This window comes from Hoeflea algicola (genome assembly GCF_026619415.1).
Lineage (GTDB): Bacteria > Pseudomonadota > Alphaproteobacteria > Rhizobiales > Rhizobiaceae > Hoeflea > Hoeflea algicola.
Genome location: NZ_JAOVZR010000001.1, coordinates 3,867,133 through 3,887,535 on the forward strand (window position 1 = coordinate 3,867,133; position 20,403 = coordinate 3,887,535).

The 20,403-nt window shown below is 61.8% G+C and carries 19 protein-coding genes and 1 tRNA gene; 11 read left to right on the top strand and 9 right to left on the bottom strand.

Annotated elements, in window-relative coordinates:
- Positions 1-16: 16 nt before the first annotated feature.
- The 7 genes from scpA to OEG84_RS18830 all read right to left on the bottom strand — a co-directional run bounded on the left by scpA (position 17) and on the right by OEG84_RS18830 (position 8,358).
- Entirely contained in the window at positions 17-2,155 is a 2,139-nt protein-coding gene (gene scpA, locus OEG84_RS18800) for a methylmalonyl-CoA mutase (RefSeq protein WP_267655146.1), read from the bottom strand.
- The gene (locus OEG84_RS18805; protein WP_267655147.1) at positions 2,152-4,158 is read right to left on the bottom strand and encodes an acetyl-CoA carboxylase biotin carboxylase subunit; all 2,007 of its coding nucleotides are present in this window, start codon (positions 4,156-4,158) and stop codon (positions 2,152-2,154) included. Before OEG84_RS18805 ends, scpA begins: the two co-directional genes overlap by 4 nt.
- A gap of 241 nt (positions 4,159-4,399) precedes the next feature.
- Positions 4,400-4,777, bottom strand: coding sequence for a hypothetical protein (locus OEG84_RS18810; RefSeq protein ID WP_267655148.1), 378 nt, complete (start codon positions 4,775-4,777; stop codon positions 4,400-4,402).
- Complete coding sequence (gene yghU, locus OEG84_RS18815) at positions 4,777-5,697, bottom strand: glutathione-dependent disulfide-bond oxidoreductase (protein WP_267655149.1); 921 nt, start codon at positions 5,695-5,697, stop codon at positions 4,777-4,779. The genes OEG84_RS18810 and yghU overlap by 1 nt, the downstream gene beginning before the upstream one ends.
- Positions 5,698-5,823: 126 nt before the next feature.
- Positions 5,824-6,219, bottom strand: coding sequence for a (R)-mandelonitrile lyase (locus OEG84_RS18820; protein ID WP_267655150.1), 396 nt, complete (start codon positions 6,217-6,219; stop codon positions 5,824-5,826).
- Positions 6,220-6,247: 28 nt separating this feature from the next.
- A complete protein-coding gene (locus OEG84_RS18825) occupies positions 6,248-7,780 on the bottom strand; it encodes an acyl-CoA carboxylase subunit beta (protein WP_267655151.1) in 1,533 nt (510 codons plus the stop codon).
- Positions 7,780-8,358 carry a biotin transporter BioY gene (locus tag OEG84_RS18830; RefSeq protein WP_267655152.1) on the bottom strand — a complete coding sequence of 193 codons (579 nt, stop codon included), beginning with the start codon at positions 8,356-8,358 and terminating at the stop codon, positions 7,780-7,782. The genes OEG84_RS18825 and OEG84_RS18830 overlap by 1 nt, the downstream gene beginning before the upstream one ends.
- Positions 8,359-8,493: 135 nt before the next feature.
- Here OEG84_RS18830 and OEG84_RS18835 point away from each other — a divergent pair, with 135 nt between their 5' ends.
- From OEG84_RS18835 to OEG84_RS18875, 9 genes are all read left to right on the top strand, one after another.
- Positions 8,494-9,933 carry a helix-turn-helix domain-containing protein gene (locus OEG84_RS18835; protein WP_267655153.1) on the top strand — a complete coding sequence of 480 codons (1,440 nt, stop codon included), beginning with the start codon at positions 8,494-8,496 and terminating at the stop codon, positions 9,931-9,933.
- A gap of 122 nt (positions 9,934-10,055) precedes the next feature.
- Complete coding sequence (gene aroQ / locus OEG84_RS18840; RefSeq protein WP_267655154.1) at positions 10,056-10,502, top strand: type II 3-dehydroquinate dehydratase; 447 nt, start codon at positions 10,056-10,058, stop codon at positions 10,500-10,502.
- A 68-nt stretch (positions 10,503-10,570) separates the two neighbouring features.
- Entirely contained in the window at positions 10,571-11,716 is a 1,146-nt protein-coding gene (locus OEG84_RS18845; RefSeq protein ID WP_267655155.1) for a benzoate/H(+) symporter BenE family transporter, read from the top strand.
- Positions 11,717-11,812: 96 nt separating this feature from the next.
- Entirely contained in the window at positions 11,813-12,835 is a 1,023-nt protein-coding gene (gene ppk2 / locus OEG84_RS18850) for a polyphosphate kinase 2 (RefSeq protein WP_267655156.1), read from the top strand.
- A gap of 193 nt (positions 12,836-13,028) precedes the next feature.
- Positions 13,029-13,454: a YeeE/YedE family protein gene (locus OEG84_RS18855; RefSeq protein WP_267655157.1), complete on the top strand. Its 426-nt coding sequence runs from the start codon at positions 13,029-13,031 to the stop codon at positions 13,452-13,454.
- A gap of 3 nt (positions 13,455-13,457) precedes the next feature.
- The gene (locus OEG84_RS18860; RefSeq protein WP_267655158.1) at positions 13,458-13,898 is read left to right on the top strand and encodes a DUF6691 family protein; all 441 of its coding nucleotides are present in this window, start codon (positions 13,458-13,460) and stop codon (positions 13,896-13,898) included.
- A gap of 95 nt (positions 13,899-13,993) precedes the next feature.
- Positions 13,994-14,878, top strand: coding sequence for an MBL fold metallo-hydrolase (locus OEG84_RS18865; RefSeq protein WP_267655159.1), 885 nt, complete (start codon positions 13,994-13,996; stop codon positions 14,876-14,878).
- Positions 14,879-15,004: 126 nt separating this feature from the next.
- A complete protein-coding gene (locus OEG84_RS18870) occupies positions 15,005-16,792 on the top strand; it encodes a SulP family inorganic anion transporter (RefSeq protein ID WP_267655160.1) in 1,788 nt (595 codons plus the stop codon).
- Positions 16,789-17,418, top strand: a complete 630-nt coding sequence (locus OEG84_RS18875; RefSeq protein ID WP_267655161.1) for a peroxiredoxin — start codon at positions 16,789-16,791, stop codon at positions 17,416-17,418. Before OEG84_RS18870 ends, OEG84_RS18875 begins: the two co-directional genes overlap by 4 nt.
- Positions 17,419-17,514: 96 nt before the next feature.
- Here OEG84_RS18875 and OEG84_RS18880 read toward each other — a convergent pair whose 3' ends face one another.
- Together OEG84_RS18880 and OEG84_RS18885 are read right to left on the bottom strand one after the other, a co-directional pair.
- Positions 17,515-18,384, bottom strand: coding sequence for a biotin transporter BioY (locus tag OEG84_RS18880; protein ID WP_267655162.1), 870 nt, complete (start codon positions 18,382-18,384; stop codon positions 17,515-17,517).
- A gap of 92 nt (positions 18,385-18,476) precedes the next feature.
- Entirely contained in the window at positions 18,477-18,761 is a 285-nt protein-coding gene (locus tag OEG84_RS18885; protein ID WP_267655163.1) for a hypothetical protein, read from the bottom strand.
- 227 nt (positions 18,762-18,988) lie between these two features.
- Here OEG84_RS18885 and OEG84_RS18890 point away from each other — a divergent pair, with 227 nt between their 5' ends.
- Both OEG84_RS18890 and OEG84_RS18895 read left to right on the top strand, forming a co-directional pair.
- Positions 18,989-19,948, top strand: coding sequence for an NAD(P)H-dependent flavin oxidoreductase (locus OEG84_RS18890; RefSeq protein WP_267655164.1), 960 nt, complete (start codon positions 18,989-18,991; stop codon positions 19,946-19,948).
- Between the two features lie 256 nt (positions 19,949-20,204).
- Positions 20,205-20,280 (top strand) — tRNA-Thr (locus OEG84_RS18895).
- Positions 20,281-20,403: the final 123 nt, after the last annotated feature.

Below are 20,403 nucleotides of genomic sequence, written 5' to 3' on the forward strand. Positions count from 1 at the left end.
GAAGGTGGCTTGCTCCTCAGATATTCCGCTTCAGCCCCGATACCCGCGCCAGCACGGCGTTGGCGGCATCCAGCACATTTGAGCCCGGGCCGAAAATTTCGGCCACGCCGGCTTCGCGCAGGAAGGCGTAATCCTGTTCGGGGATAACGCCGCCGACCACCACCTGAATGTCGGCACGGCCCTTGTCTTTCAGCCGGTTGATCAGGTCTGGCACCAGCGATTTGTGACCTGCCGCCAGCGATGACACGCCGACCACGTCGACGCCGAGTGTGATCGCCTTCTCGGTGACTTCCTGAGGCGTCTCGAACATGTCGGTGAGGTCCACCTTGAAGCCCATGTCGGCAAACGCCGTGGCGATCACCTTGGCGCCGCGGTCGTGGCCGTCCTGGCCCATCTTGGCCACCAGCACATGCGGCGCCCGGCCTTTCTCGGTGGTATAATCTGCGATGCGTTCGCGGATCGCCTGGTATTCCGGATCGGAGCCGTAAGCGTCCTCATAGACGCCGCTGATCACCCGCGTCACCGCCCGGTGGCGTCCGCCAAAGCCGCGCTCCATGGCGTCGGAAATCTCGCCCAGCGAAGCCCGCGCCCGCGCCGCATCGACGGCGGCCGAAAGCAGGTTGCCCTTGCCGGACGCTGCGACCTTTTCCAGTTCCGCAAGGGCTGCCTGGTGCACCTTGCCATCGCGGCTGTCGCGCATTTTCTTGAGCCGCGCCACCTGGCCGGCGCGCACCTTGTCGGTGTCGATGTTCAAGATGTCGACCTGCGGTTCGTCGTCGAGCCGGAACCGGTTGACGCCGACGATCACATCCTCGCCACGGTCGATCCGTGCCTGCCGGCGGGCTGCGGCCTCCTCGATGCGCATCTTCGGCAGGCCTTGCTCGACAGCCTTGGTCATGCCGCCAAGCGCCTCGACCTCTGCGATCAGCTCCCAGGCTTTCTCGGCGAGATCAGCCGTCAGCTTCTCGACATAGTAGGAGCCGCCGAGCGGATCGACGACATTGGTGATGCCGGTTTCATGCGCCAGGATCAGCTGCGTGTTGCGGGCAATGCGGGCCGAGAATTCGGTCGGCAGCGCGATTGCCTCGTCAAACGAATTGGTGTGCAGCGACTGGGTGCCGCCAAGCACGGCGGCCATGGCTTCAAACGCGGTGCGCACCACGTTGTTGTAGGGATCCTGCTCGGTCAGCGACACGCCGGATGTCTGACAATGAGTGCGGAGCATCTTCGAGCGCTCGGATTTGGCGCCGAAGTCGGTCATGATCTTTGACCACATCTGCCGCGCCGCGCGCAGCTTGGCCGCTTCCATGAACACGTTCATGCCGATGCAGAAGAAGAATGACAGCCGGCCGGCAAAGGCATCCACATCGAGCCCCTTGGCCATCGCCGCGCGGACATATTCCATGCCGTCGGCCAGCGTGTAGGCCAGTTCCTGCGCCAGCGTCGCGCCGGCTTCCTGCATGTGGTAGCCGGAAATCGAGATCGAGTTGAATTTCGGCATTTCCTTGGCCGTGAACTCGATGATGTCGGCAACGATCCGCATCGAGGGTTCCGGCGAATAGATATAGGTGTTGCGAACCATGAATTCCTTGAGGATGTCGTTCTGCACGGTGCCGGTAAGCGCCTTGCGGTCAACGCCCTGTTCCTCACCGGCAACGATGAACATCGCCAGTACCGGCAGGATCGCCCCGTTCATGGTCATCGACACGCTCATCTCGCCGAGCGGAATGCCGTCGAACAGGATCTTCATGTCCTCGACGGAATCGATTGCCACGCCGGCCTTGCCGACATCGCCGGTGACCCTCGGATGGTCGGAATCATAGCCCCGGTGGGTGGCCAGATCGAAGGCGACTGAAAGGCCTTTTTGGCCGGCAGCGAGGTTCTTGCGGTAAAACGCGTTGCTCTCTTCCGCGGTCGAGAATCCCGCATATTGGCGGATGGTCCAGGGCTGGCCGGCATACATGGTGGCGCGAACCCCACGGGTGAACGGCGCAAACCCCGGCAGCTCGGTGGCTGCCTGTTCGGGCAGGTCTTCCACTGTGTAGAGCGGTTGCAGCGTGATGCCTTCGGGTGTTGCCGTGTTGAGGCTTTCGATCGGCTTGCCCTTGAGATCCTTGGTGGCAAGCTCGAGCCAGTCGCGTTTGGTCTTGGTCATTGCGCGAACTCCATGATGATCTCGTCGACGGCAAGGCTGTCGCCTGCCTTGACCGGGATGCTGGAGACCGTGCCCTTGCGCTCGGCCTTCAGCACGTTTTCCATCTTCATCGCCTCGACCACCGCCAGCGTCTGGCCTTCCTGCACTTCGTCGCCCTCGCTCACGGCGATCGAAACGATCAGTCCGGGCATCGGGCAGAGCAGGAATTTCGAGGTGTCGGGCGCCACCTTTTCAGGCATTAGCCGCGCCAGTTCCGCAATCCGCGGGCTGAACACCTGCACCTTGACGTCTACACCAAGTTGTCTCAGCCGCCAGCCAGCGTCGGCGGGTTCCACCTTGATGGCGTATCCGGTGCCGTTGATGGTGACATTGGCAAGCCGCGCGCCGGGCGTCCAGTCGGTCGACACCTGCATTGCCTCGCGGCTCGACAGGCGCACCATGTAGCCGCCGTTGCTGTCATCGATATGGCCGTTGATTTCATGGCCGGCGACGCGCGCCACCCTGTCCTCATGGGCGCGTTTTTCAGCCTGGTTGAAGCGTGCGCCGGAGATCTTGGCGTTGCGCTTGTCGTGAATGTGGCTGAGCAGCAGGGCTGCGATGGCGAAGCGCTCGACCACTGCCTCGGTCGGTGGCACCGGGCCGAAGCCGTCGGGATATTCCTCGGCGATGAAACCGGTCGACAGCCGCCCCTCGCGCCAGCGCGGGTGCTGCATCAGCGCCGACAGGAACGGCAGGTTGTGGCCGATGCCTTCGACTTCGAACCGGTCCAGCGCGTCGGCCATGGCGTCAACCGCTTCCAGCCGCGTCGGCGCATGGGTGCACAATTTGGCGACCATCGGATCGTAGAACATCGAGATCTCCGAACCCTCGGTCACGCCGGTGTCGTTGCGGATGGTGATGTCGCCGATGGTGCCTTCCTGCGGCGGCCGGTAGCGTGTCAGCCGACCGATCGAGGGCAGGAAATTGCGGTAGGGGTCTTCGGCATAGAGCCGGCTTTCCACGGCCCAGCCATCCAGTTTCACATCGGCTTGGGTAAATGACAGTTTCTCGCCGGCCGCAACCCGGATCATCTGCTCGACCAGATCGATGCCGGTGATCAGTTCGGTCACCGGGTGCTCCACCTGCAACCGAGTGTTCATTTCCAGGAAATAGAACTTGCGGTGCTTGTCGACGATGAATTCGACGGTGCCGGCTGACTGGTAGTCAACCGCCTTGGCCAGCGCCACCGATTGCTCGCCCATCGCCTTGCGGGTTTCGGCGTCAAGGAAAGGCGAGGGGGCTTCCTCGACCACTTTCTGGTTGCGTCGCTGGATCGAGCATTCGCGTTCGCCCAGATAGATGACATTGCCAAAGCTGTCGCCGATCAGCTGTATCTCGATATGCCGCGGCTCCTCGATGAACTTCTCGATGAAGATCCGGTCGTCGCCAAACGAGCTTGCCGCTTCGGATTTCGAGCGGGAAAACCCCTCGCGCGCCTCGGCATCGTTCCAAGCCACGCGCATGCCCTTGCCGCCGCCGCCGGCCGAGGCCTTGATCATCACCGGATAACCGATTTCGGCGGCGATCTTGGCCGCATGGGCCTCGTCGTCGATCAGGTCCATATGGCCGGGCACGGTCGAAACACCGGCTTCCGCGGCGATCTTCTTTGAGGTGATCTTGTCGCCCATCGCCTCGATGGCTTTGACCTTCGGGCCGATGAAGGCAATGCCCTCGGCTTCCAGCGCTTCGCAGAACGAGGCGCGCTCGGAGAGAAACCCGTAGCCTGGATGCACCGCTTGCGCGCCGGTCTGCTTGCAGGCTTCGATGATCTTCTCGGGGATCAGGTAGGACTGGTTGGCTGGCGATGGGCCGATATGCACGGCCTCGTCGGCCATTTCGACATGCACGGCATTGCGGTCGGCGTCGGAATAGACCGCCACCGTCTTGATGCCCATGGCACGCGCGGTCTTGATCACCCGGCAGGCAATTTCACCGCGATTGGCGATCAGGATCTTGGAAAACATGCACATCATCCCCATTGAGGGGCATTCAAGCCCCGTAAATTCGTCGCTTGTCCCCGGGCGCGCCCGGGGACCTAATTCAATTTTCTTGCACCCGCCATTCCGGGGCAATTGGTCTGGTCTTTCCCGGCAAAGATCGGGAAAGGAGGAGCGGCGAGGCATGACCTCTCCCGCGGACTCGGGCGTTTAGCCTGTGGCTAGGCCACCGAAATTGCTTTCTCCCCCAAAGGGGAAGAAGCCATCATCATACGATCAGCACATCCTCGAACGCGTCGGGGTAATTTGCCCGCCCCGTGCGCTCGTCTATTTGCAGCAGGGCCGAGTAGGATTGCGCATCGAAAGGGTCTTCCGCGGCCACGATTTCGCGACCGAACAGCCAGCTGATCCGACCCGCATCAAGATTGCCGCGCTCGAACGGCTCATCGCCGAACTTGTGCCAAAGCGCGTGCAGAAACGCGGTATCAGCAAGTTTCTCCGTCGGCGTCCGGTCAGCCATGCGCCGCCGGGCGATGATCGCCGTCACCCCGCGCGGGTTGGCGCGGCGGATGGTGAACTGGAACCCCGTGCCGGGCAGGCCGGACGGGATACCGCGATGCTTGGTCATTTCCGGCAGTTTTGCCATCAGGCCGCGCCTTTCTCTCGGGCTTCCAGCTTGTCCTGCGTGCGCAGATCAAAATCGCTGGCATCGTGACGCTCATGCAACTGCTCGGCGGGATCGCCAAAGGTGCGGTTGACCATGCGGCCACGCTTGACCGCGGGGCGTTCCGCGATCTGCTTGGTCCAGCGGATGAGGTTGGTGTAGCTTTCGGTATCGAGATAGGTGGCGGCATCCCCATAGATCGTGCCTTGCGTGAGCACGCCGTACCAGGGCCAGATTGCCATGTCGGCAATCGAATACTCGTCACCCGCCATGAATTCATTGTCGGCCAACCGTTTGTCGAGCACATCAAGCTGGCGCTTGACCTCCATGGCGAAGCGGTCGATCGCATATTCGATCTTCATCGGCGCATAGGCATAGAAATGCCCGAAGCCACCGCCCAGGAACGGCCCGGAGCCCATCTGCCAGAACAGCCAGTTGAGCGCCTCGGTGCGCTTGGCCGGGTCCTTGGGCAGGAACGCGTCGAATTTCTCGGCCAGATACAACAGGATCGAGCCGCTTTCGAACAGCCGCGTCGGTTTCGGAGTCGAACGGTCGACCATCGCCGGAATCTTCGAGTTCGGATTGATCTCGACAAAGCCCGATCCGAACTGGTCGCCTTCGCCGATATTGATCAGCCATGCGTCGTATTCCGCGCCCGAATGACCGGAGGCGAGCAACTCCTCGAGCATCACGGTCACCTTGACGCCATTCGGCGTTGCCAGCGAGTAGAGCTGCAGCGGATGTTTGCCGACCTGCAGTTCCTTGCCATGGGTCGGTCCGGAGACCGGGCGGTTGATATTGGCGAACTTGCCGCCATTGCCTTGCTTCCATTCCCACACTTTCGCGGGTTGATAGCCGGCAGGCAGGTTGTTTTCGGGCGGGAACGTGGTTTCGTCAGTCATAAAAATCTGGTCCTTTTTGGCGAGAATTGTCTCACCGGGAGATATAGGCCGGACAGGCAAGAATTGCAGCCGTAGAGCGCACCGGTTTTCCGGTCAAAAACGCGTGAGCGCCCGCCACATTGCCGATCAGCCGAGATAGTCTGCGTCCTCCACCTTCTCCAGCCAGTCTACAGCCACCCCGTCGAGCGCTTCCTGAATGGCGATGTGGGTCATTGCCACATCGGGCGCTGCGCCATGCCAGTGCTTTTCTCCGGCGGCAAACCAGACCACGTCACCGGGCCGGATTTCCTCCACAGGCCCGCCTTGGCGCTGCGCCCGGCCGAGGCCGGAGGTGACAATGATCGTCTGCCCCAGCGGATGCGTGTGCCAGGCGGTCCGCGCGCCCGGCTCGAACGTCACCGACGCCCCCTGAACCCGCCCCGGCGCTTCCGCAGCAACCAGCTTGTCGAGCCGCACCGTGCCGGTGAAGTAATCTTCCGGCCCCTTGGCCGAAGGCGTCGATCCTGCGCGGGTGATCTTCATGGCGTGGTCCTCTGGGTGGTGTGGTGGCTCACAACGGAATGTTGTTGTGCTTGCGCAAGGGGTGGGTGGCTTTCTTGGTTTTCAGCATTTCAAACGCGCGGACCACGCGGCGCCGCGTCGAGTGCGGCATGATCACCTCGTCGATGAAGCCGCGCTGGGCGGCGACGAACGGGTTGGCGAACCGGTCCTCGTAATCGGCGGTGCGCTTGGCGATCTTGTCCGGGTCGCCCAGTTCCGAGCGATACAGGATCTCGGTCGCGCCCTTGGCGCCCATCACCGCGATTTGCGCCGTCGGCCAGGCATAGTTGACGTCGGCGCGGATGTGCTTGGAGCTCATCACGTCATAGGCGCCGCCATAGGCCTTGCGGGTGATCACCGTGACCTTCGGCACCGTCGCTTCGGCATAGGCAAACAGCAGCTTGGCTCCGTGCTTGATGATGCCGCCATATTCCTGGCTGACGCCGGGCAGGAAGCCGGGTACGTCGACCAGCGTCAGGATCGGGATGTTGAATGCGTCGCAGAAGCGCACGAAACGCGCCGCCTTTTTCGAGGAATCGATGTCGAGGCAGCCAGCCAGCACCATCGGCTGGTTGGCGACGACGCCGACAGTCGAGCCGTTGAGGCGGATGAAGCCGCAGAGAATGTTCCTGGCGTGGTCGCCCTGGATCTCGAAGAAATCGCCCTCGTCGCCGACACGAGCGATCACTTCGCGCATGTCATAGGGCTTGTTTGGATTGTCCGGAATCAGCGTATCCAGCGCATTCTCGATCCGGTCCGGCGCGTCCGCAGTGGGGATCACCGGCGGTTGCTCGCGGCTCGACAGCGGCAGGAAATCGAACATCCGGCGGATTTCGATCAGCGCCTCGACATCGTTGTCGTAGGCGCCATCGGCGACGGAGGATTTTTTGGTGTGGGTCGAGGCACCACCGAGTTCTTCGGCGGTGACGATCTCGTTGGTCACGGTCTTGACCACGTCCGGGCCGGTTACGAACATGTAGCTTGTGTCTTTCACCATGAAGATGAAGTCGGTCATCGCCGGCGAATACACCGCACCGCCCGCGCACGGGCCCATGATCACCGAGATCTGCGGGATCACGCCCGAGGCCTGGACATTGCGCCAGAACACTTCGGCATAGCCGCCGAGCGAGGCCACGCCTTCCTGGATGCGGGCGCCGCCGGAATCATTGAGACCGATCAGCGGCACGCCGTTCTGCACTGCCAGATCCATCACCTTGCAGATTTTCTCCGCATGGGTTTCCGACAGCGAGCCGCCAAACACGGTAAAATCCTGTGAGAACACATAGACCGGGCGGCCATTGATGGTGCCCCAGCCGGTAATCACCCCGTCGCCCGGCACCGTGGTTTCGGCCATGCCGAAATCGGTGCAGCGATGGGTCTTGTACATGTCGTATTCCTCGAACGATCCCTCGTCGAGAAGCACGTCGAGCCGTTCGCGCGCGGTCAGCTTGCCCTTGGCATGCTGTGCGTCGATGCGCTTCTGTCCGCCGCCAAGCCGGGCCTGTTCGCGCCGCTGCTCAACCTCTGCAATAATGTCGCGCATCAAAGGCCTCCCTGACTGGAGATCATCGACCACGCTGCCGGAAACACCATCGCCGCAAGCGCTGCCTTTGCGAGGTCACCGAGGATGAACGGCATCAGGCCCCAGGCCAGAATCGGCTTGTCCCAGCCAAGCAGCGTGCCGAGCCACAACAGGCCGGGCAGATAGATGATTGCCCCGGCGAAAAGCGCGGCTACGAACGCCAGGAGAGGCGAGCGGTCCATGCCGCGTTCGGCCAGCGTGCCGGCAACGAAGGCCGCCAGCAGGAAGCCCAGGAGGTAACCGCCGGTCGGTCCCGCCATATAGAGGAGCCCCAGACCCTTTTCCGGAGTGCCGGTAAACACCGGCAGACCGGCTGCACCCTGAAGCAGATAGAGAGCGACAGCCGCCGTGCCGAGCCGTGGTCCCAGCGCCAGACCAAGCCCGATGACGACGAAGGTCGTCATGGTCAGCGGCACAGGGTAGAACGGGATGGCGAATTTGGCCGACAGCGTCAGCAGCATCGATCCGGCAAGCGCGACAAGCGCTGCGGTGGCCATCTTTTCGGGGCGGGTGGCGGTCAGGGCGGCATAAAGCGTCATTACATGTTCCTTCAGGCGCTGAATCTGGTTTCATGGTGGTAGCGCGAATGGACGCGCTGCAACAGGGTTGAAAAGGCAAGCATGTTGCATTAGCAATATTTGCATAGTCGTTTTTGCAACATTGCGAATTTTTTCATGCGCTCGCGTAAACTCTTCATCGGCGGCAAGATCCGCGCCATCCGTGGCGAGCATGAGCTGACCCAGGCAGGCTTTGCCCAGAAGCTCGGCATCTCGACCAGCTATCTCAACCAGATTGAAAACAACCAGCGTCATGTCAGCGCCACGGTGCTGCTGGCGCTCGCCGAGGCTTTCTCTGTCGATATCACCACCCTGTCCGATCAGGACACCGACCGGTTGTTGGCCGATGTCGCCGAAGCACTGGCCGATCCGGTCTCGGGCGGCGCCCAGCCGTCGCTGACCGACGTCAAGCTGGTGGTGCAGAACGCACCGTCCTTCGCCCGCGCCTTCCTGTCGCTGCATCAGGCCATGCGCCGCTCCGGCGATCAGCTGGCCGAACTTGATGAAACGCTGGAGCGCTCGGGCGCGCTCAACGAGCCGACGCCCTATGAAGAGGTTCGTGATTTTTTCCATTACGTCGACAACTACATTCACGATCTCGATCTCGCCGGCGAGGCGTTGAGCCGCGATCTGGCGAAAACCCGTGGCGTCAGTCTCAAGGCGCTGGCCGATCATATCGAACGCCGCCACCGGGTGCGGGTGGTGATCGGCGCTGGCGGCGAACCGGACGCATCTGCCAGCGAGACAGGCGGCGGCCTGCGCCGGTTTGATCCGGTCTCGCGCGTGCTCTGGCTCAACCCGCGCAGCCCGGCCTCGACCCAGGCCTTCCAGATCGCTTGCCAGATCGCCCTGATCGAGCATGAGGCGGTGATGAGCCGGATCATCGAGGAAGCCAAATTCCGCTCCGCCGATGCCGCCGGCATCTGCCGCATCGGGCTTGCCAATTATTTCGCCGGCGCCGCGATCCTGCCCTATGCCGCCTTTTCTGCCGCCGCGCGCGAATTGCGCCACGATCTGGTGCTGCTGGCTGACCGGTTCTCGACTAGCCTCGAGCAGGTGGCGCACCGGCTTTCGACCCTGCAGCGCCCGGGCCAGAAGGGCGTTCCGTTCTTTTTCGCCCGCGTCGACAAGGCCGGCAACATCACCAAGCGACATTCGGCGACCAAGCTGCAGTTTGCCCGCTTCGGCTCGGCTTGTCCCCTGTGGAATGCCCACTCGGCTTTCGAGACCCCCAACCGCATCATCCGGCAACTGGCCGAAACGCCTGATGGCGTGCGCTACCTCTGTCTCGCTACAGCGGTTTCCAAACCGTCCGGCGGCTGGCGCGATCCGGTCCAGACCTATGCGTTGGCGCTTGGCTGCGAGGTCGCCCATGCCAGCGAACTGGTCTATGCCGACGATCTCGATATTGCCCGCGCCGAGGCCTTCGAGCCGATCGGCGTGTCCTGCCGGATCTGCGAGCGCCGCGATTGCCATCAGCGCGCGGTACCGCCGCTCAAGCGGCGGCTGCGGGTCGATCCCAATATCCGCAAGGCCGTGCCCTATGACGTGGAGTGATGACGGCTCCATCCGCCGATCTGCCAACGAGACTTGCGGCAGGTCATGCTGACAGGCTAGGAAAATGCATCGCCCCTTTCATCGGGGCCAGGGTCTGAACCCCTATGCGAAAGGCAAGCCCCGTGACCGGCACGATCTTTGTCCTCAACGGACCCAATCTCAATCTTCTCGGCAAGCGCCAGCCCGGGATCTATGGCAGCGAAACGCTGGCCGATGTCGAAGTCGCAACCGCGCGCCAGGCCGAAAGCCACGGCATGAGCACCCGCTTCCTGCAATCCAACGCCGAGCATCAGTTGATCGACTGGATCCACGAAGCCCGCGACCAGGCCGCAGGCATAGTCATCAACCCGGCCGCCTATACCCACACCTCGGTGGCGATCCTCGATGCGCTCAACGCTTTCGATGGTCCGGTGATCGAGGTTCATATTTCCAACGTGCACAAGCGCGAAGAATTTCGCCACCATTCCTTCGTCTCGCTGAGAGCCGATGGCGTTATCGCAGGCTGCGGAACGCAGGGCTATCTGTTGGCGATCGACCGACTGGCAAAACTGCTGGCTGACGCGAACTGAGCAGGTCGGGCCAGGCGGCACGGACTGTCATCGACTGATCCCATTTACTGTATTTCGGAGCGACATGCTTGCCAGTTTCGATGATTTCTGCAGTGCTGGTGGCGGCGCTCGTTGGCTACGGTTCCACCATTGCACTGGTGCTGGCCGCTGCCGCCGCGGTGGGCGCCGATGCGTCTCAGACCGCGTCCTGGGTGGCGGCGATCTGCTTTTCCAAGGCCATCGGCTCGGCGCTGCTAAGCACCTGGAAAAAGGTTCCGATGGTGCTGGCCTGGTCGACGCCGGGTGCGGCGCTGATTGCGGCTTCTACCGGGGTCGATATTCATCAGGCAGTCGGCGCCTTCATCTTTACCGGGGTGCTGATCGCGCTGACGGCGGCTATCCGCCCGCTCAACCGCGCGGTCAGCGCAATCCCGACCGGCGTCGCCTCGGGCATGTTGGCTGGTGTATTGCTGCCATTCACCATGGCGGTCGCCACCCATGCGGCAAGCGAGTCGATGCTGGTGTTGCCGCTGATCGCGGTCTTTCTGGCAGTGCGGCTGTTTAATCCGCTGATGGCCGTGCTTGCGGCGTTGTTTGCCGGCTTGGCCATTGCCTTCACGCTTGGCGCCGCGCCGCTGCCTGCAACCCCGGTTGATTGGGTGGCGCTGACCTTCATTGCCCCGACATTCGACGCCGCCGTGCTGATCGGGCTCGGTGTGCCGCTCTATCTGGTGACCATGGCGTCGCAGAACCTGCCCGGATTTGCCGTGCTGCGGGCCAATGGCTATCAGCCGCCGGTGACAGAAGCCCTCGGTGTCACCGGGCTGCTATCGGCGTTTTTCGCGTTGTTCGGCGCCCATACCATCAACATGGCAGCCATTACAGCCGCGATCTGTCTCGGCGATGATGTGCACCCCGACAAGGCCCAGCGCTGGAAGGTCGGGCTTGCCTATGCTGCGGTCTGGGCCATGCTGGGGCTGTCCGGTCCGATGATCGTGCCGGCCATTCTCGCCATGCCGCCCGAAATCATTGCCGTGGTCGCAGGCCTTGCGCTGATCCCGCCACTGATTGGCGCGGTCGTCTCGGCCTTTGATGTTCCGGCGACCCGGTTTCCCGCCGCAGCCACCTTTGCCGTCACGGCTTCCGGGGTTGCTGCCTTCGGAATCGGCGCTGCGTTCTGGGGGCTTCTGGCCGGGCTGGTGGTCTATCTGATGGAGCGACTGAAAGCGCGCTGACAGGCAGGGCTGTGCTTTTCGCGGCGATTTGACTCGGGTCAAGTCGGAAATGGCGTTTCCGGGGCAGAATGCTTTTTTAACCAGCGAGGGCCCGGAATGAATGATTCCAAAACCAAATTGGATGCAAACTCCGACGGCGCTTTTGCCGAAAGCGTCGAAGATCCGGGCACCAACGCGGTCGAAGCTTCGCAGACTGCTGAAAGCGGTTTGTCCGACAAGAAACCGACAGGGCTGAACACCGCGGAAATCCGCAAGGACGAAGTTGCCATCGCGCAATTGTTCGAGCAGGGCGTCTATCCCTACAAGACCAAGATGCGCCGCGCCGCCTATGAGCATGAAAAGGCCAAGCTGCAGGTCGAGCTTCTCAAGGCGCAGCGTTGGATCGAGGACACCGGACAGAAGGTGGTGATGTTGTTTGAAGGGCGCGACGCGGCCGGCAAGGGCGGGACCATCAAGCGCTTCATGGAGCACCTCAATCCGCGTATGGCCCGCGTCGTCGCGCTCTCCAAGCCGACCGATCGCGAGCGCACGCAATGGTATTTCCAGCGTTATATCGAGCATCTGCCGGCGGCAGGTGAAATGGTGCTGTTCGACCGCTCCTGGTACAACCGTGCCGGTGTCGAGCGGGTTATGGGTTTTTGCACACCCACCGAATATCTCGAGTTCATGCGCGAGGCGCCTGAGATCGAGCGCATGCTCACACGTTCAGGAATACTCTTGTTCAAATACTGGTTTTCGGTCACGCAAGGTGAGCAGCTCAGACGTTTCGCCCAGCGCGAGAAGGATCCGCTCAAGCAGTGGAAGCTGTCACCGATCGACAAGGCGTCGCTCGACAAGTGGGACGATTACACCGAAGCCAAAGAGGCAATGTTCTTCTACACCGACACTGCGGATGCGCCCTGGACCATAGTCAAATCCGACTGCAAGAAACGCGCCCGGATCAATTGCATGAAGCATTTCCTGTCCAGTCTGCCATACCCGAACAAGGACCACTTGATCGTGCACCATCCAGACCGATTGATTGTCGGGTCGAGCAGCCATGTCATCGGAACCGATGATCATATTCTGGGAAAGACGCTTCATCCGGACATCCGTAAACCCAAGGCGCCGGCGAGCTAAGCGGTGTCATGCATCAACTGTGGCACGGTTTGGTGGAGAGCGTGACGTCTGGTTGTGTCGGCGTTTCCGTGTTGCGGATACACAGATCCAATACATTCGATCTCTTGAATATTGAATGTCGTTTATATATATGCAGACGAGGCGCAACGACGCCTGCCGCTGTGCGGCTGAGATGATCTAGAGGGACGAGATGATGGAAACCGAATTCACACCATGGCTGTCGCTGGCGGGCGGGGTGCTCATTGGCCTGTCGGCCACATTGTTAATGGCCATGAATGGCCGCATTGCCGGCATGACCGGAATTCTCACCGGCATCATCCCGCCGTTCTCGACCGACTGGGCCTGGCGCATCGCCTTTCTCGTTGGCGCGATTGTGGCGCCGGTGATCTATCTTTTCGCTGGCGGTGAAATAGCCTACGCGGTGCCGGTGTCGTTGCCACTGCTGATCTTGGGTGGATTGATTGTCGGGGTCGGTGTCTACTACGGCGCCGGTTGCACCTCGGGCCATGGCGTCTGCGGCATGGCGCGACTGTCGCCGCGCTCGATCGCCGCTACCGCCACCTTCATGATAGCCACCGCCGTGACGGTCTATGTCGTCCGCCATATTGCGGAGATCTGAGCCATGCAGAAACTGATCTATTCAGGACTGATCGGCGCCATCTTCGGCCTCGGCATCGCAATTTCCGGCATGGCCAATCCCGCCAAGGTGCTCAATTTCTTTGATGTCGCCGGCAGCTGGGATCCAAGCCTGATCTTTGTCATGGGTGGTGCCCTGCTGACCACCGCGCTCGGCTACCGGCTGGTATTCGGCGCGGCCAGCAAACCGCTGTTTGACGCCGAGTTCCATCTGCCGATCAACAAGATCATCGATGCTCGTCTGATTGCCGGATCGGCGACCTTCGGCATTGGCTGGGGTATCGCCGGTTTCTGTCCCGGCGGTGCCATCCCGGCTCTGGGCTTCGGCGGCGTTTCGGTGATAGCCTTTACCGGCGCCATGGTGATCGGCATCGTCCTGGCGCGCGCGCTGGACGGCCTGCGCCACAAGCCCGTCAAGGCGTTTTGAGAGAGAGTCCCTGCCGGCTCGATCCGGCCCGGGCAAGATAATCGATGGCGCGTTGCAACGCCGCGCCAGTGGTGACGAAAACAGGAGATGCTGCAATGTCGAACTATCCCGTGGACATGTCGGTCACGCCCGAGGTCAAGGCCTTTTTCGATCCTGATACCAACACCATCAGCTATGTGGTCAAGGATCCTGCCTCGGCTGCCTGTGCGGTGATCGATTCGGTCATGGATATCGATTATGCCGCCGGGCGCATCACCTACAAGCACGCCGACAAGATCATTTCATGGATCACCGATAACGGGCTCAAGCTGGAATGGATCATCGAGACCCATGTCCACGCCGACCATCTCTCCGCAGCGCCCTATATTCAGCAGAAGCTGGGCGGCAAGATTGGCATCGGCGACAAGATCATGGTGGTGCAGGATACCTTCGGCAAGGTGTTCAATGAAGGCACCGAGTTCCAGCGCGACGGCTCCCAGTTTGATGCCCTGTTTGCCGATGGCGACACCTACAAGATTGGCAATCTCGAGGCGTTCACCATCTACACGCCTGGCCATACGCCGGCCTGCATGGTGCACGTGATGGGCAACGCCGCCTTTGTCGGCGACACCCTGTTCATGCCCGATGGCGGATCGGCGCGCGCCGACTTCCCCGGCGGCGATGCCGGCCAGCTTTATGATTCAATCCAGAAGGTACTGGCGCTGCCCGACGAGATGCGGCTGTTCATGTGCCATGATTATGGTCCCAACGGCCGCGACATCCAGTGGGAAACCACTGTGGCTGAGGAAAAGGCGCACAACATCCATGTCGGCGGCGGCAAGACTCGCGCCGATTTCATCCGCTTCCGTACCGAGCGCGACCAGCAGCTTGCCATGCCGCGGCTGATCATCCCGTCGCTGCAGGTCAACATGCGCGCCGGCGATATTCCCACCGACAAGGACGGGAACCCGATGCTCAAGGTTCCGGTCAACAAGCTTTAGCCGAACAGATACCCGACAGCAGGCGTTTGCCAGCCGGCTGTCGGGCCGCCTCGCATATCTTCCAGCCATGCCTGAACCGGCGGGCCGCAGCACCGCGCCAGGCGCAGCCAGATCAAGGATAGTGTAATGTCGAGCCAATCTGCCCTAATTGACCGCCTGGCACGTGTCATGCCGGTTCTCGACTGGGGCCGCCGCTACGACCGCGATGCGTTCGGCAATGATCTGGTTGCCGCCGTGATCGTCACCATCATGCTGATCCCGCAGTCGCTGGCCTATGCGCTGCTGGCCGGACTGCCCGCCGAGACCGGCATATACGCATCGATTGCGCCGATCGTGCTCTACGCGATCTTCGGCACCAGTCGGGCGCTGGCGGTCGGCCCGGTCGCGGTGGTGTCGTTGATGACCGCTGCGGCGATCGGCCATCTGGCGGAGCCCGGTTCGCCGGAATTGCTGGTTGCGGCGATCACGCTGGCGCTGCTGTCCGGTGTCTTTCTGATCCTGCTCGGTGTTTTCCGGCTCGGCTTTCTCGCCAATTTCCTGTCTCACCCGGTGATTGCCGGTTTCATCACCGCCACCGGCATCCTGATCGCCGCCAGCCAGTTGCGCCACATTCTGGGAATTCAGGCTGGCGGCGACAACTTGCCGGAACTGGTTGTGTCGTTGATTGAAAATCTCGGCCAGGTCAACTGGACCACCTTTGCCATCGGCGCCAGCGCCACGGCGTTCCTGTTCTGGGTGCGCAAGGGGTTGAAACCGCTGTTGCTGTCGACCGGCTTGAACCCCAAGCTAGCCGGTGTGTTGGCCAAGGCCGGGCCGGTGGCAGCCGTCGTTGTCTCCACCTTTGCGGTCTGGGTGTTCAACCTTGGCGAAAGCGCCGGTGTACGGGTGGTGGGCGATGTGCCGCAAGGCCTGCCGCCATTGACCATGCCGTCCTTCTCGCTCGATCTGTGGGGCACGCTGGCGGGGTCTGCGGTGCTGATCTCGATCATCGGTTTTGTCGAGTCCGTCTCCGTGGCGCAGACGCTCGCCGCGCGCAAACGCCAGCGCATCGTTCCCGACCAGGAACTGATCGGCCTTGGCATGGCCAATGTCGGCGCGGCGTTTACTGGCGGCTACCCGGTTACCGGCGGCTTTGCCCGCTCGGTGGTCAATTTCGACGCCGGTGCCGAAACCCCGGCAGCCGGCGCCTTCACAGCCATCGGCCTGCTGCTGGCGGCGTTGTTGCTGACGCCGCTGATCTACCATTTGCCGCAGGCCACGCTGGCCGCCACCATCATCGTCGCTGTGCTGTCGCTGGTTGATTTCTCGATCCTGAAAAAGACTTGGGTCTATTCCAAGGCTGATTTTGCCGCCGTCAGTGCCACCATCCTGCTCACCCTGGGCTTCGGTGTCGAGATCGGGGTGACCGCGGGTGTGGTGCTGTCAATTCTCATTCATCTCTACAAGTCCTCGCGCCCGCACATGGCCGTAGTCGGACGCGTGCCGGGCACCGAGCATTTCCGCAACGTCAATCAGCACAAGGTCGAAATCGACGAAACGGTATTGACGCTGCGTGTCGATGAAAGCCTGTATTTTGCCAATGCACGCTATCTCGAGGACAGTCTGTACGACATGGTTGCCGCCCGGCCGAAGCTCAAGCATGTGGTGTTGATGTGTCCGGCGGTCAATGAAATCGACATGAGTGCGCTGGAATCGCTGGAGGCGATCAATGAACGGCTCAAGGTGCTGGGCGTCACCTTCAATCTGAGCGAGGTCAAGGGTCCGGTGATGGACAGGCTTCGTCGATCCGATTTTCTCCATCACCTGAGCGGCAAGGTTTTCTTGAGCCAGCACCAAGCGATAGTTGAAATTACCGGAGAAAATCCACAAATAAGAGTTTCAAGTTCCCACCCCCAAGAAAGGACCTCACCATGAGCCCACGCATTGGCGACATCGCCCCTGATTTCGACGTCGAGACCACAAACGGCCCGATCAACTTCCATGAATGGATCGGCTCGTCGTGGGTGTTCTTCTTCAGCCACCCGGCCGATTTCACGCCGGTCTGCACCACCGAAATGGGGCGCACCGCGCAGCTTTCCGATCAGTTCGGAGCCCGCAACGTCAAGCCATTGGGCCTGTCGACCGATACGGTTGCCGAGCACAAGACCTGGATTGGCGACATCAATGATACCCAGAACACCACGCTGACTTTCCCGATCGTCGCCGACAAGGACCTCAAGGTCTCCCAGCTTTACGGCATGATCCATCCCAATGAGAGCACTACCGCGGCTGTCCGCTCGGTGTTCATCATCGACCCCAACAAGAAGGTCCGCCTGACGCTGACCTACCCGATGAATGTTGGTCGTGATTTCGATGAAATCCTGCGCGTCATCGACGCCTTGCAACTGGCTGACGCCAAGAAGGTCGCCACCCCCGCCGACTGGCGTCCAGGCGGCAAGGTGATCATCCCGCCGTCGATCTCCAATGAGGAAGCCAAGGACATCTTCCCGCAGGGTTGGGAAGAAATCCGCCCCTATCTGCGGGTCACCGACGTCAACTGACCAAACGCGCCTGACAAGACCTGGTCCGCTCGCGCCTGGCGCGGGCGGATTTTCTGTATCGGGAAGGTTGAATGCTGAATGCTCGGTACGGGCCGGTTAATTGGCTGGACGAATCCGTACCGCCAGCAGGTCGATCCCCTTGCCCTCGCCGGAAATGTCGCTGTTGATCACCAGATTGCCCGCCTCGTTGGGAGCCAGCGCCCGATCGTAATCGAGGCTGAACAGCAAATCGGTGGTCTCGTAGCTCACGTCGAAACGGCGGCGGCCGCAATCGCCGAGCACGGAAAACTCGCAGCGGACATAGATCTGGGTTGTCTCTGACGATGCCGAGCGCACGGTAAGCGCCAGCATCGACTGACGTCCGGCCAGCGCCTGCATCACTTCCGCACCGAGCGGGATCAGCACTTCACCACTTTCGTCGCCGGAGCCGGAAACGATCCTGAGAACATTGCCGCCCTCTTCCTCGATCACCTGGACCTGGGCATTGCCACGGGTGGTTGGCGTGCCATCACGGCCGGGTGTGAATACGCTGGCCCATTCGCCCGAAAACCCGGTGCCGGGATTGAGCGGCCGCGGCCCGCCGGCGTAATCATCACGGCTGAGCGACGGCGGCGGGTTGGGCACGCCGGTGTCGCGTTCAGCGGCACTTTTCAACGCCCCGCTCTCGATCACCCACCAGACCCCGATCCCCAGGAACGACAGCAGCACCGCAGCCGAGAAGATAGAGGCGAAAATCGGCTTCCGACGCTTCTTTTCCTTGCGCGGACGTAGCGCCTTTGGCGGTTTTGGTGGTTTGGCCTGCTTGGCGGCTTTGGTTGGCTTGCCTCCCTGCACGGGCGCAACCGGGATGGCTTCGCGGCGCGGCGTGCGCACCTCGGCATCTGCCGCGGGTGCCTGAGTACCGGTCGGGGCGCGTCCTCCAGGTGCGATGTCGAGACGGTTGTCGCCATCATCGGGCGGCGCCATTCTCGGCTCGCCGGCGGGTGGGGCAACCGATGGTGCGGCGACGGTTGGCGCGTTGCCATTGCCGCGCACAGGAGCAGCGGAAACTTCGGGAACTACGGATTGCTGCCCGGCTGCCGGATCGGTGCGGGAAGGGGGGCAGCGGCATGCAGGATTGGCGCCTGCTCTGTCGGCGGGGTCCATTCGGCTTCGATCTCGGCGATCAACGCATCGAGCCGTTGCCGGTGTTCGACGGCACGTTCAGGCTGATCGATCCCCTGGCGCTCAAGGCTGCGTTCGAGTGCGCCGCGGGCAGATTCATAAATCCGCTCACGGGCCTGCGCGCCGGGAATGCCCGCACGCTCCAACGCGCTGCGAATTGCCGCTTCCATACCCTTCAAACGCCCGTCTCCGTTGTGGTCCGGCCACGCCACAATTCGATGCGCCGCAGCGTCAGCTGGCCTTTTGTTGTGCCTAGCCGGTAAGTGGGCAAAACTCAAGCGTGGCGCGGTTCTGTGCCTGCGCACCGCATTGATCCTCGGCGTGCTTTCCGGTCTTTTCAGCGCCGGTTGGCTCTGCTAAGAGAATTGACGTTTGCGTAAACGTCAATCTGAATTTGCGAGGCTCCATGACCCTACCCGCCATCCTCAAGGACAAATTTCGGCTGCCCGTCGTGGCTGCCCCCTTGTTCATCATTTCCCATCCGCCGCTGGTCATGGCGCAATGCAAGGCAGGCGTCATGGGTTCGTTCCCGGCGCTCAACGCCCGGCCCGAATCCCAGCTCGATGAATGGCTGGCCGAAATTACCGAAGGTCTGGCCGCCCACAATGCCGCAAATCCGGATCGCCCGGCCGCTCCCTTTGCCGTCAACCAGATCGTTCATCGTTCCAACAAGCGGCTCGAGCACGATCTGACCATGTGCGTCAAATACAAGGTGCCGGTGGTGATCTCCTCGCTCGGCGCGGTGCCCGAGGTCAATGATGCGATCCATTCCTATGGCGGCATCGTGCTGCACGATATCATCAACAACCGTCACGCCAATTCGGCGATCCGCAAGGGGGCTGATGGCCTGATCGCCGTTGCCGCCGGCGCCGGCGGCCATGCCGGACCGCTCTCGCCGTTTGCGCTGGTGCAGGAAATCCGCGAATGGTTTGATGGCCCGCTGTTGCTGTCGGGCTCGATTTCGACCGGCGGCGCGGTGCTGGCCGCCCAGGCCATGGGCGCCGACATGGCTTATATCGGCTCGCCCTTCATCGCCACCGACGAGGCCCGCGCCAGCGAAGCCTACAAGCAGATGATCGTCGAATCCGCCTCCAAGGATATCGTCTACTCCAATTATTTCACCGGCATTCACGGCAACTACCTCAAGCCGTCGATCGCCGCGTCGGGTATGGATCCGGACAATCTTCCCGAAGCCGATCCGAGCAAGATGGATTTTGAAGCCGCAACCACCGGCGCCAAGGCCTGGAAGGATATCTGGGGCTGCGGCCAGGGCATCGGCGCAGTCAAACAGGTGGGCCCGGTAGCGAGCCTGGTCGACCGCCTCGAAGCCGAATACAAGGCCACACGCCAGCGCCTGGCGTTGTAGCCTCAGGAGCGGATAGGGACGGCAACGGCGGAGGGGCAGCAAGGACGGTGACAATTGCTTTTGCGCACGGTAGTACGGTTGCGGTGCCAGTGGCGGCAAAAGCAACTGTCCTTAACCCGGCCCTCGCAACGCTCGGCGCGGCGCAAAATTTCTGCAGACCGGCAGATGTCGACTTGATATCGGGCGGCAATCACGGTAATTGCCCTCCATCCTGCGGTCACGGTCTTTATTGCCAACCCCGCACAGGGACTGGTACGCCGCTTTAGCTCAGGTGGTAGAGCACATCATTCGTAATGATGGGGTCGCAGGTTCGAGTCCTGCAAGCGGCACCAGACAGATTATCCTAATAAAATCAAGGACTTAACAAAGACGTGCTGGTCAGGGCGGATCTGAAGTGGTGGTTTATATGGTCCACTTTTTTGCGAAAAACAGCCCAAAACAGCCTTGTAGAACCC